This window comes from Mycobacterium sp., from assembly GCF_032162105.1.
Lineage (GTDB): Bacteria > Actinomycetota > Actinomycetes > Mycobacteriales > Mycobacteriaceae > Mycobacterium.
This window is the reverse complement of sequence record NZ_JAVRPS010000681.1, coordinates 1-11,691: the sequence shown is the minus strand read 5'-3', so window position 1 is coordinate 11,691 and position 11,691 is coordinate 1. Positions and strand designations below refer to the sequence as shown.

Below are 11,691 nucleotides of genomic sequence, written 5' to 3'. Positions count from 1 at the left end.
CTCCGGGGGTGCGTTCAACCCGGCGGTCACCCTCGCCGGGGCCGCGATGGGAACATTCGCCTGGCCGACGCTGTGGGTGTACCTGGTGGCGCAGGTCATCGCCGGCGCCGCCGCGGGAGTGACCTTCTTGGCCCTCAACCCCGACGACAAATAAGCCGACTCGGTCCGGTGCTGGACCGCGCATTCGAATACTGGAAGAACATCGACAAAGAGGTCGGCGACAAGATCAAGACTGCCGTAGGCAACGGATCGGCATGATCGGGTCGCCACCCGCTCCACCGTGTGGACGTGACGGCTTTCGAGGATGCTGTGCTTCGAGAGTCATGGCACCACCGAGAATTTGAGAGATCACGCCGATCTATCCATGCCGTAACGACCGCGTCACGTCGGTGACTTCGTTCGGCGCGGCTTCGGCGTGGATGTGTTCGACACCACTTCCACCTCGATTTGGAGCACGGCGCCGTTTACGAAACTTCTACGAAAATTCTTGTCCGGGTTCATAAATGGGGTGGCGGTACGCCGACAGTGCGAGGACTATGGAGACATGCCAATCAAACGGAGAGCTTTCAGATCGGTGTTCGTGGCAGCGGCTGCCGTCGCGGCGATCGTCGCCACACCGGCCGCTGTGATCGCAAACACGCCGGCTACTACCACCCATCAGGTTGTCCTTGCGGGCAACGGCAACGTTCACGGTAGCGGTGGCGGCGGAGCGGGCGGCGGTGGCGGCTGCGGCAATGGTCGGGGCTGGCATGGCTGCGGCGGTTGGAACCCAGCCACGGGTGGCTTTGGCGGCGGTTGTTCCAATGGCGTATGCGGCGGCTGGGACGGCGTCCGCGGCTGGGGTAACTTCTAGCGGCCTCAAGGTTTTCAGGCGACCGCACCGTGACGCTGAGCGCGGGGGGCAGTGCAGTCGCCCTCGGCCGGCGCCGCCATGCTCACCCGCATGCCTTAGCTTGGAGATTGCACGATGATTAACAGGATGCTTGTACTCGCGATCGGCTCGGTTGCGCTTGGGGTGCTCGGATGCTCGTCTGCGGGACAGTCGCAGGTGCCAAGCACATCCGTCACGCAAGAGGACGTCGGCAGCGCCGGATTACCTGCCCCGCTTGCGGTACCGGCGGGGAACAGACTCACCTCGTCGCTCGACGGTTCCGGTGTGCAGGTCTATCAGTGTGTCAAGGCCAAGTGGACGCTGTTGCAGCCCGCCGCCACCTTGACCGCGGACGGCAAGCCGGTCGGTTTGCACTTCAAGGGCCCGGTTTGGGTCTCCACGATCGACGGCAGCGAGGTGGGCGCGGCACCGGTGGCGACGGTCAACCGCGACGGCGCCATACCGGAACTGTTGCTCAAAGCCAACCAGAATCAGGGCCAGGGCACGTTCAGCAAGGTGACCTACGTCCAACGGTTGCAGACCACCGGCGGCGTGGCACCGGCCGGATCGTGCACGGAGGGGTCGCAGCAAGCCATCCAGTACTCGGCGGTGTACCGCTTCTGGTCGGCCGCCCCCTGACCTCTTGATCGAGGTCGACGGTCCCCATGGCGACTACAGATCGGATCGACAACACGCACCGGCGTCGCAAACCTTCCTGGAAACCGGGCTCGTCTCGCCCGAGTTCGGCTCCAGACGGCGGGACAACGACGAACGAAATCATTGATGTCGCAGCACAGTTCATCGACCGCGAGCGAGCCGCTAGGCGCCTCCCCGAAGGGCCACCGTTGGCGCACGCCGTTTCCTCAGCTGTCTTCAACCCGCTGACGCGCTCGTGGGTAGCGCACTCGCAGCCTTTCTCTGATACGCCTGCCGTTTTCGTCCGGGAAGGCGCGAGAGTTCTCGACTGGACGCCGTGTAGAGCTCGCGGAAGACGGGAGCCGGGGCGAAGACACTTCCAAAGTGCTGTGCTGCCCGCGGACGCTAGTCGGTAGTCACAGACTGCAGCTGACCGGAAGCGTCGATGGGTGTCAGCGGTGACGACATGGGTTCGCCGGAGGCTAATTCTGGGAGGCACGGACGGGATCGGCCAGTCATCGCAGTCGAGGCGAGGACGCCGACCAGCTCTGAGGCTTCGGTTCAGCAGTCGTGCGCCGATGCGCGGCTCGACAACCACTGAACGGATATCGGCTCGAGGTAGGACGTGGAGGGCGGCATGGCGCCAAGCGGGGACGAGTTGTGGACCGTAGATTCGAGTGTTGGAGACGACGCTGCCGCTCAGTGGGAGCAGATACTGTCGGCCAGCTATGTGCCCTGCACGGTCGCAATCCCGGAGCTTCCCCACCGGGATACGTTCAAGGCGTGGCTCCGCCGCTGGCAGATAGATGACCTCGCATTGGTCGACGGCCAGTGCGGACCCTGTTCCGGTGCGCGCGCCCGCCATCAGCGTGCTGATACGGAAGGGGAATTCGTCGCATTAATGATCGTCCAGGCGGGGGCCGAGACGATCAGCCAGCGCCACATCGAAGCCACGATGACACCTGGTGACGTCGTGGCGTGGGACAGCACCAACCGGAACCGGTTCACCGTTCGGGAGCCACTATCGAAACGCAGCATGCTGATCCCGTGGACGGCGCTCGATGAGGTCGGTGGACGGGCATGGATGAGCGACGGGGTCAAGCTCGACGCAGCCGCCCCGGCAACTCGGTTGCTCACGACCTACCTGGATACGCTCAATCAGATACTGCCGGAACTGGATTCCGCCGGCGTTAGCGCGGCACGCACGGCCGCCCTGGTGCTGTTGACCGGTGCCCTGCGCAGCGAGAGCAACGTCTGTTCGGCCGAACTCGCGCAGCCCGCTTTGCGTGCATCGATCGAGCGATACATCGAGCGACATCTGCTCGACGGCACCGTCACACCCGCTGCCATCGCATCAGCTCATTGGGTGTCGATCCGCACCGTGAACCGCGTTTTCAGCGCCACCGGTCAGACGGTAGGCGAGGTCGTGCGTCTTCGCAGGCTTGCACGCGCCCGAGAGGACTTAACCGAAAGCGATCGACCCATCTCCGACATTGCTCACCGCTGGGGTTTCTCGGACACGAGCCACTTCAGCCGCACCTTCAAGGCCCACTACGGCAGTTCACCGACGGATTTCCGCGACGCGTATCGCTTCGACCGCCGACCTCGTGACGCATCGGTACACCGACATGTCGCGCGGGTTCAAGCCTCCTGACTGACCGAGTGACAAGACTGGAATCACAGCGGTTACAGCTGGAAACGATCACGCTCATGGAGGTAGCTCATGGTTGGACGCGGAACCGAGTTCGATGTTGATGCGTACGGATTGCGTTCATTCGCCGGCGAGGCGACGGGTGCGTTGGTTCGTCCGCTCGGCGCTTTCGAGCGGATGTATCACCGGCGCCAGCAGATCAGCACGATGCACTTCTGTGTGGTGGCTGAGCTTGCGGACGACCTGAATCCGGGCGCGCTCGCTCGCGCCCTCCGCGTAGTGCAGCACCGCCACCCGCTGCTGAACGTGTACGTCGACGACGACCCTCAGGCCGGACCGGGTTTTTACCGCCCGACGATCGTGCCGCCGATCCCGGTTACCGTCATCGACGAGACCGACTACACATGGTGTGATGTCGTCGCCGACGAGTTGACCCGCCCTTTCGACGCCGCTATCGCGCCGATGGTCCGGGTGGTGCTGCTGCGCAGCACCCCTGCCGCGATCATCCTGACTGTTGATCACGCCATCGTCGACGGGATCTCGGCCGCACACATCCTGCGAGATTTGTTCTCCGCGCTGAACGGGAACCAACTTCAGGCACTGCCAGTTCCGCCGTCGCAGGAGGAACTGATCGGCCACCTGCGCGCCGCGCAGCCCGCTGCCGCGCTGGCTGCCAACGGTTCGCCACCGGCGCAGCCCGACTGGTTTGCCACGCCATCCACGGTTCGGGCCTTCGACGGCGCGGTGCCCCACCTCAGCGCGATCTGCTTCGACGAGGACCTGACCCGACGGCTGGTCGCCCGCGCACGGGCCGAGCGGACCACTGTGCACTCGGCGCTGGTCGCGGCCATGAGCCGGGCGATCCTCGAGTCCGGCCGCAACGAGTTCGTCCGGATGTTGACCCCCTATGATTTCCGCGCCCAGATCGGCGTGCACGACGACGTGTGCCTGTACTTCACCGCGGCTCGCACAGCCTTCACCCGTGACCAGCTGACCGACCCATGGGACATGGCCCGCACCGTCGGTGACCAGCTCGCCGTTGCGCGTTCAGTGCCCGCTCTGCTGGGTGGGTCGGCTGCCATCGAACAGTTCATCCCCATCGATGTGACGCCAGAGGACGCGGATGCCTTCATGATTCGCGGGCTCAGCTTCGAGGCGTTCGCGTCCAACCTGCGTGTGCTGGACATGGGGCCGCCAGAGGCGGTGCGACCGGTGGCGATCTGGGGGCCGGCAATTCTCGTCCAGATCCAGGGCGAACTGGCTTGCGGTGTGTGCACCTTCAACGGGCAGCTGCGCATCGTCAACGCGAGCCACGACCCGCTCCCCGGCTATCTCGAGCGGGTCCGCGATGTCATCGATGCCGCATGCTGAACGCCCGCCTTGCGACGCCGCTCGACATTTCAGTACTTGATCGAAATGCCAAACCGAGGTAGCAGAACCCATCGGTCGACGGTCGTAATCATTCGGCGTCGCAAGGAATCTCGACCATTAGAGATGTTCCGCTTGCAGGCGGACTCGAGATCACCATCTCGCCGCCGAGTGCCTCGACGCGGTCTCTGAGGCCGATGATGCCGGATCCTTTGGTTGGGTCGACACCGCCGATTCCGTCGTCTCGAATCGACAGACGCAGGTTGGGACCAGCGGCTTCGACGCGTACGTTCACCTGCGATGCTTGCGCGTGCTTGGCCGCATTGGTGAGGGCTTCGGCGACGACGTAGTAGGCGGCCACTTCGGCGGACTCTCCCAACCGTCGGTGGACGCTGACGTCGAGCTCGACCGGCACGGCCGACCGGCGAGCCAGCGTCTTGAGCGCGGGGCCCAGACCTCCCTTGGACAGGATCGCGGGATGGATCCCACGTGAGATCTCGCGTAACTCCTCGGAGACCCCTGCCAGGCCTGCGACGACGTGCGAAATCTGCTCCTTGGCCGTGTGCGGTTCGGACGGCAGCGATGCCTCCGCGGTGCGCAGCACGAGTCCCAGCGCGACCAGTTGTTGTTGGGCGCCGTCGTGCAAGTCACGTTCAAGACGGCGCCGGGCATCGTCGGCGGCCGCGACGATCCGCGCCCGAGACGCGATGAGCTCCGCGCGGGTCGCGGTGTTGGCGATCGCGGTCGCAACCAGATCGGCAAAGTCGCCAAGCCGCGCCTCGGTGCCCGGGGGCAAGGGCTCCAATCGCGACCAACCGACGACCGCGGCGCCCCAGAGGCGCCCGTCCACCACGATCGGCGCACCGACTCCCGATCGCAGGCCCAGCTCACGGATCCGCGCGGCGGCCGAACCCGACGCATTGTCGTGGCTGTCCGTCCGGGCGGCGCGCCCGGTTCGCCACACCAGCGAAGCAACGGTCTCGCCCTCGACGGAGAACCGCTCCCCGACGCGCATCTTCTCCGCCCTGCCGGGCACATCGTGAGCTGCGAGCAGCAGGGCCGCACCGTCGGGCTGGTAGCAAACGAGGGCCGAGTGGTCCACGCGCAGGCACCGGGCCAATTCCGCCGCCACCGCGGAGAACACGTCAGGCGGGGGAAGTCCCCGCGCCACCAGTGTCGCCACCCGTCGCAGCGCAGCTTGCTGGTCCGCGAGCGACTCGGTCTCCCGGCGGCGTTGATGCGCTTCGACGGCGCGTGATCGCGCCAGACCCGCGAGAGTGTTGGCCGACAGCGCAACCGCCAGGAAGACCCCAATTGCCACCCAGTCCTGAGCTCTTGTCGGGATTATGCTCTCCGGCCGCATGCGGTAGAAGTCAAAGGCCAGGGCACTGGCCAACGACATCAGCATCGACAGCCCGAAGCCCCAGCCCGTTGAGACCACCAAGATGCCGAGCAGGTAGATCACGCCAAAGGGGCTCATCGGCGCAATCTGTTTGAGCAGATACACCAGCAGGGTCTCCGCGCCGAGGAGCGAGGCCGCCACCACGATCCCGACGGCGAGCGACCCGGCCGTCGGGCGTAGCACCAACGACAGCAGCCGCGTCGGCATCGGTGGCGCCGTTACGGGCGCATCGGAAGCGCTGACCCGCCCGTCGCCGACGGGTGCCGCGGAGCCATTGCTGCCCGCATTCGTCGACGAGGCCGATCCTGCTGCCGTGCTGCGCGATTCCCCATACCGGGCCATGCCGACCGCTGCCGCTCTAGAGAACTGCGCCACGTAGGCGGGGATACATCATTGAGTTCCTCCATTGCGTTGAGGGCGCGAAAGTAGGTCGGCCGGTAGCGATCCTGGTTCCAGTCCTCATGTTCGACGGCTGTGACGGGTGTTGTGCTCGACCGGGCGAATGACGCCGGCGAGCAAGATGTCAATCGCCTTCGCGCGGCGTTCCTCGTTGTCGGCGGCGACGGTCATGCGGACGAACATGGTGATGTCGTCAACGGTGATGCCGGGACGCAAGCCGCCAGCCTCGCGCAGCCGGGACGTAGCCGGACCGATCACCGCGGTGATGAGACGGTTGGCGTGTTCATCGGCGTGGCGACTCGCGCCGGCCAGCCGCAAAAACGTCGCCACTTCACGCTCAGACATGTCACAGCTGCCGGTGAACACCGCCCGGAACGCCTCGTACGGATCCTCGATATGCGTGGCCTGGTCGGCGTTGTCCTGCACCGCCTGGATCAGGTCGTCGAGGACCGCATGGATCACGTCGTCCTTGTCGGGAAAGTGCCGGTAAAGGGTGGTCGGGCCGACACCGGCCCGATGCGCGATCTCCTCCAGGCTGACCTCGGGCCCGTGTTCGATGAACGCCTCGCGTGCGGCCCTCACCAGCCGCTGTCGATTGCGGAGCACGTCTTTGCGTGGCAACCGCATGGGTGACGCGCCTCCAGGATGAAGTGGTAGCACGACTGCCACTTTAGCGTTAGTGCGAAAAACGGAAGTTCCACCACCGTATCTGAGTGGTGGCGGGTATGGACGAATGGAGGCAGAGAATGTTCCGACGCGTACGGGCAACCCAGGTCGGAGGCGTGCGGGAAGCCCAGCGCAGCAATGCTCCGTGGACCGCAGCCGATATCCCCGACCAGACCGATCGCGTCGCGGTCATCACCGGCGCTAACACCGGCGTCGGCTTCGAGACCGCAACCGCACTCGCCAGCCACGGCGCGCAGGTTGTACTCGCGGTGCCGCCGCAATGGTGCGGCGGTGATCGCGACTGCGGCAGCTCCCGCCGCCAACAGTGGTGCGATGTACTTCGTCTTGATTGCCATGCTGGTAACCCCGTGCGTGCATTCGTTGGACGTTGTGTAGTTCGTCGCACGTGTTCAGCGTGCGTCCACGGTTCTGAGAAGCCACTGAGATGAGCTGAGAGCTCGCTCAGGAATAGAACTTCCAACCAGCGCCGTACAGATTGCAGGCGCTGGCAATGGTGTCGGACGGGCCCGGAGTTCAGCGTGGTGCGGACGGTGTGGCGGCGGGCGAGCCAGGCGCATAGCAATTCGGACAGCCCTATCACCCAAATCTGCTCACGTTCCGTTGGGGCAGGATGCTCGACGGGCTCGGTATCGAGCGGGTACGGCTCCACGATGCGCGGCATTCGTGCGCAACGCTGATGCATCTACGCCAAGTGCGATCGCGGTGATTGCGGCGTGGCTCGGACACGCCAACGACTGGGTGCTGACGGCGGGGACGGCTTCCGAATGGGCCAAACGGGTGTGGGACTTCGACAAGCACTATCGCACGCCGGGAAAACAATCGGGAACCGCGATGCAGATCGGCATCGCTCTCGGTGTCGCGTTGGCGCACAAGGGAACCGGTCGACTTGTCGTAGACCTTCAGCCCGACGGTGACTTGATGTTCGACGCCGGAGCTCTCTGGGTTGCCTCATACTACGAACTTCCGTTACTCGTCGTGATGTTCAACAACCGTGCGTATTACAACGACTGGGAACACCAGGAACGCCTCGCTCGCCAACGGGGAACTCCGCTCGAGCGAGTGCACATCGGGATGGAGATCGACAACCCGGCGCCCGACTTCGCGACCCTTGCCCGTTCGTTCTCCTGGCATGCCGAGGGGCCGATTACCGACCCCGCCGATATCGAGAAGGCGGTTCAGCGCGCCGCCGAGTATGTGCAGTCGACGGGCAAACCCGCTTTGGTCGACGTCGTGTGCCAACCGAAGTAGCAGCCGATCCAGCGCACGCCCCCGAAAGTCGAAACGCGTCACTGGGGGTGCTGAGCCTCTGACCTTCGTATTTTCCCTGTCTATGGACGGGCGGCGACAGTCATTCGAAAGAGCATGTCAAAGCCCTGCGGACAACTAGTTAGTTAGTGCCCGTCCCGGACGCTTGCTCGGTGCACGCCGCGTACACGAGATGCCCTACCGCGACCGCCTGCCAGCGAAAACCTACATCCCACGGTTCCAAACGTCGTGCCCCCACTGGGACTCGAACCCAGACTGTGCGGATTCTAAGTTCCTCCGATCGCGCTTCTGGGCATGCCAGAACAGCCCCACGTGGCCGCTGACCTGGGCAGACGCTCCCAGCACGTCTCAGCGCAATCCAGCGGTCCCGCACTACTTGTGACACTGACGTGACACCGAGCGGCCAAGGCCTGCCGGAACGCTACCGCTGGATGCACAGATGGCCGTCTCTGGGTTATGAGCCAAACCGGTCCCGCTCTTACGTGGTCCCACGATTCTCAAACACGCAGGTTATGGTCAGTGCGCGTCCACGCCGTCGCACGAGGTCTCATGAGTTCTGGGTCGTTTCACCACGTTTCGTTCACAAATCCATTCACAGTCCGTACGAGTCAGCCCCGGACGGGCTTACCCGTCACTTCGCGGTCTGCCGATCCTGAGCCTGATCCGGTGCCACCGCTGCCGGTTTGGCCGCGAGCAGCGAGGAGCGTGAGCACGCGGCACATAGGGGTTGGCCGACCCGCCTCGGAGCGAGCCACGAATCGCCACAGTCGACGCACACCAAGTTCTGCACCGCTGACCGAACGGCTGGTGCGCTCAACCTCTTCGGGTTTGAGCCGGCAACCTGGGACGCCGAAGATGAGATCACCGGCGGCGTATTGGCAGCGCATGCCGCCTCGGCATTTCTAGCCACCCAACAGTTGCTGCAACTGCAGGGTGCGTTTGCGTACGCGAGACCGCATCGGTCAAGCGAAGGGCATCATCATGGAGGGCTTCGGGGTAAATGACCTGCGGGCGTTCGAGATGCTCAGACGATTGAGTCAAGAACAGAACATCAAGCTGCACGACGTCCCAGCGTGTCATCGATACGCGGGGAGACTGATGCGGCGGGACGCGGGTTGTCACCGCGATGTAGCCGTCTTGCTGGGGACACCATTGGGTGCTCGCCGCTCCGGGCGGTACAGGCAGTGGGTCGCCGTGCTTCCTTGCGTATAGGTTGTCGCACTTCCCCTGTCCTACTCAGTGCACGGCCCAGACCACGCAGCGTTGTAAGCGGGTTCCCCAATCTCGACGATCGGCGCCGGCGGGGTGACTGCGTATCGGAATCTGCACGGACTCAGCCGGAAGTTTGCGCCCGCGCGTCCACCTCGACCCACGGGCTGTAACTGACGGTGCGCTGGATGAGGCAACCGTCCCCGACCATGTCCAGCGTGCGCTGTGCCTCCTCCAGACCCTCGGTCACGCCGAGCATGGTCTTGCTGGTCGGGGTCTGGATGCCGTACTCAACGGTGAACTTCGTGCCGTCACGTATGGCCATCACGTCCGCGCGGATGTGGCAAGGCCTCCGGCGCGGGTTTGCGGCGGTCCCCGGCGGGTAGAGAAGTGTCCCAGATCCGCTGCGTTCGAAGGAGACAGCATGCGCAGGGAGTTTCACCGCCAACTGGAGTTCCTCCGCGCAGACCTCGGCGACATGTGCGAACTGTCCGGAGTCGCCGCCCGACGCGCCACCACCGCACTGCTCGAGGTCGACGCCGAAAGCGCCGGGCAGGTCCTCACCGAGGTCGAACGGCTCCGACTGCTCAACAACGCCGTCGAGCGCCGCGCGGTCAGCATCCTCGCGCGCCAGGCCCCGGTGGCCGGTGACCTGCGGGCCACCGTAACCGCCATCCAGATCGCCGCCGACGCCGACCGGGTGGGCGGACTTGCCGCGCACACGGCCCAGCTGTGCCTGCGCCGTCACCCCCAACCCGTGGTGCCCGACGAACTCGGCGATTCCTTCGCCCGGATGGGTGAGATCGCCATCGCCCTCGCCGAACGCTGCCGCGCGGCCGTGCTCGCCGCCGACTGCGCCCAGGCCCACCGCGTCCGCGACGACGACCGGGCGATGGACGCATTGCACCGGAGCCTGTTCACGACCGTGATGAGTCCACAGTGGCCTCACGGCCCAAGCGTCGCCATCGATATGGTGCTGCTCGGCAGGTTCTACGGGCGTTTCGCCGATCACGCAGCAGAGATTGCACGCCGGGTGATCTTTCAAACGACGGGCAGCTACGCGTCCGACCTGATCGCACCGCGGCGCTAGGGCACGGTGCCGCGCACCGTTTGGGTGCCGGATCGGACGGGTAAGTCGCTGCGGTACCGACAGGAGGAGTCCGTCGCAATGAGTCGCACGTCCAGGGCGCTATATACCCTGCTTTCGGTCGCAACGAGCTTCGCCGGCGGCATGAGCGCGGGATCGGTCTTCAGTCAGATCTGGAAGCGCCGACCCCCCGCGGGGATGCGCACCTTCCTGCCGACCGTGACTGTCGATAGTTAGGACACGCCGATGACCGTGACCCGAGACGTAGCCGCCACCCGGGCGCAGGTGTGGGACGTACTGGCCGACGGCTGGAGCTACTCCGGCTGGGTGGTCGGCAACAGCCGGATCCGCGCCGTCAGCACGAACTGGCCGGCCCCAGGCGCCCGCATCCTGCACTCGATCGGCACCTGGCCCGCCGTCATCAACGACGAGACCGTCGTCGAAAGCTGCACGACCGGTGAACAACTCGTGCTCCTGGCGAAGGTACGCCCGGCCGCCAAGGCCCGCATCACCATGACGCTGACCGACATCCCCGGCGGCTGCCGGGTGGCGATGACCGAGGTGGCCGTGTCGCGTCCACTGCGGTGGATCCCCGACAGCGTGCAGCTCGCCGGAGTGGCGCCGCGCAACCGGGAATGCACCTGGCGGCTGGCCCGCATCGCGGAAAACCACGATGCCGACGCCGACCAGCACTAGGCCCCCGGCCCGCGGCGACGTCGACGCCGTCGTCGTCGGCGCGGGGCACAACGGATTGGTCGCCGCGGCCCTGCTGGCCGACGCCAGCTGGGACGTGCTGGTGCTCGAAGCCCAGCCCGATCCCGGCGGCGCGGTGCGCAGCGCCGAACTGTTCCCCGGCTACGTCAGCGACCTGTACAGCGCGTTCTATCCGATGTCGGTGGCCTCCCCGGCGCTGGGCGCCTTGCGCCTCGAAGAGCACGGCCTGCAGTGGGCCCACGCCCCCGCCGTGGTCGGGCACGCGCGGAGCGCGTCCGATGAGGATGCACCGGTCATCTACCGTGACCCCGCTCGTACCGCCGCCGAATTGGCCCGCGGACAGGCCGGCGATGGCGACAACTGGTGGCGCTTGGTCGAATTGTGGCGCACCATCAAGGAGC

Annotated in this window: 12 protein-coding genes and 2 pseudogenes; 11 read left to right on the top strand and 3 right to left on the bottom strand. The window is 65.5% G+C overall.

What is annotated here, in order from left to right; all coding sequences use genetic code 11:
* The 5 genes from QOC69_RS34325 to QOC69_RS34305 all read left to right on the top strand — a co-directional run.
* Positions 1 to 154, top strand: a 154-nt coding sequence (locus QOC69_RS34325) for an aquaporin (RefSeq protein WP_526446421.1), incomplete at its 5' end; no start/stop codon positions are given.
* 390 nt (positions 155 to 544) lie between these two features.
* Positions 545 to 853, top strand: coding sequence for a hypothetical protein (locus QOC69_RS34320; RefSeq protein WP_526447014.1), 309 nt, complete (start codon positions 545 to 547; stop codon positions 851 to 853).
* Positions 854 to 979: 126 nt separating this feature from the next.
* The gene (locus QOC69_RS34315) at positions 980 to 1,510 is read left to right on the top strand and encodes a DUF3455 domain-containing protein (protein WP_526447010.1); all 531 of its coding nucleotides are present in this window, start codon (positions 980 to 982) and stop codon (positions 1,508 to 1,510) included.
* Between the two features lie 622 nt (positions 1,511 to 2,132).
* Positions 2,133 to 3,161 carry a helix-turn-helix domain-containing protein gene (locus QOC69_RS34310; protein WP_526447008.1) on the top strand — a complete coding sequence of 343 codons (1,029 nt, stop codon included), beginning with the start codon at positions 2,133 to 2,135 and terminating at the stop codon, positions 3,159 to 3,161.
* Positions 3,162 to 3,230: 69 nt separating this feature from the next.
* On the top strand, positions 3,231 to 4,529 hold the full coding sequence (locus tag QOC69_RS34305) for a phthiocerol/phthiodiolone dimycocerosyl transferase family protein (RefSeq protein WP_526447006.1): 1,299 nt from the start codon (positions 3,231 to 3,233) through the stop codon (positions 4,527 to 4,529).
* Between the two features lie 88 nt (positions 4,530 to 4,617).
* On the opposite strand, the gene QOC69_RS34300 is transcribed toward QOC69_RS34305, so the two are convergent.
* Together QOC69_RS34300 and QOC69_RS34295 are read right to left on the bottom strand one after the other, a co-directional pair.
* Entirely contained in the window at positions 4,618 to 6,303 is a 1,686-nt protein-coding gene (locus QOC69_RS34300) for a GAF domain-containing sensor histidine kinase (protein WP_526447004.1), read from the bottom strand.
* Between the two features lie 84 nt (positions 6,304 to 6,387).
* Positions 6,388 to 6,909 carry a TetR/AcrR family transcriptional regulator gene (locus tag QOC69_RS34295; protein ID WP_526447012.1) on the bottom strand — a complete coding sequence of 174 codons (522 nt, stop codon included), beginning with the start codon at positions 6,907 to 6,909 and terminating at the stop codon, positions 6,388 to 6,390.
* 164 nt (positions 6,910 to 7,073) lie between these two features.
* Between QOC69_RS34295 and QOC69_RS34290 the strand changes: the two are divergent.
* From QOC69_RS34290 to QOC69_RS34280, 3 genes and pseudogenes are all read left to right on the top strand, one after another.
* Positions 7,074 to 7,265 (top strand): annotated as a pseudogene (locus QOC69_RS34290) (hypothetical protein); the annotation flags it as partial.
* Positions 7,266 to 7,677: 412 nt separating this feature from the next.
* Positions 7,678 to 8,262 carry a thiamine pyrophosphate-dependent enzyme gene (locus tag QOC69_RS34285; protein WP_526447002.1) on the top strand — a complete coding sequence of 195 codons (585 nt, stop codon included), beginning with the start codon at positions 7,678 to 7,680 and terminating at the stop codon, positions 8,260 to 8,262.
* Positions 8,263 to 9,059: 797 nt separating this feature from the next.
* Positions 9,060 to 9,379, top strand: a pseudogene (locus tag QOC69_RS34280) (ANTAR domain-containing protein); the annotation flags it as partial.
* A 234-nt stretch (positions 9,380 to 9,613) separates the two neighbouring features.
* Here the strand turns inward: QOC69_RS34280 and QOC69_RS34275 are convergent.
* A complete protein-coding gene (locus QOC69_RS34275; protein WP_526447000.1) occupies positions 9,614 to 9,817 on the bottom strand; it encodes a hypothetical protein in 204 nt (67 codons plus the stop codon).
* A 96-nt stretch (positions 9,818 to 9,913) separates the two neighbouring features.
* Here QOC69_RS34275 and phoU point away from each other — a divergent pair, with 96 nt between their 5' ends.
* The 3 genes from phoU to QOC69_RS34260 form a co-directional block, all read left to right on the top strand.
* Positions 9,914 to 10,579, top strand: coding sequence for a phosphate signaling complex protein PhoU (gene phoU, locus QOC69_RS34270; RefSeq protein ID WP_526446998.1), 666 nt, complete (start codon positions 9,914 to 9,916; stop codon positions 10,577 to 10,579).
* A gap of 243 nt (positions 10,580 to 10,822) precedes the next feature.
* Positions 10,823 to 11,272 carry an SRPBCC family protein gene (locus tag QOC69_RS34265; RefSeq protein WP_526446996.1) on the top strand — a complete coding sequence of 150 codons (450 nt, stop codon included), beginning with the start codon at positions 10,823 to 10,825 and terminating at the stop codon, positions 11,270 to 11,272.
* A partial coding sequence (locus QOC69_RS34260; RefSeq protein ID WP_526446994.1) for an FAD-dependent oxidoreductase occupies positions 11,250 to 11,691 on the top strand: 442 nt, incomplete at its 3' end. The genes QOC69_RS34265 and QOC69_RS34260, both read left to right, overlap by 23 nt.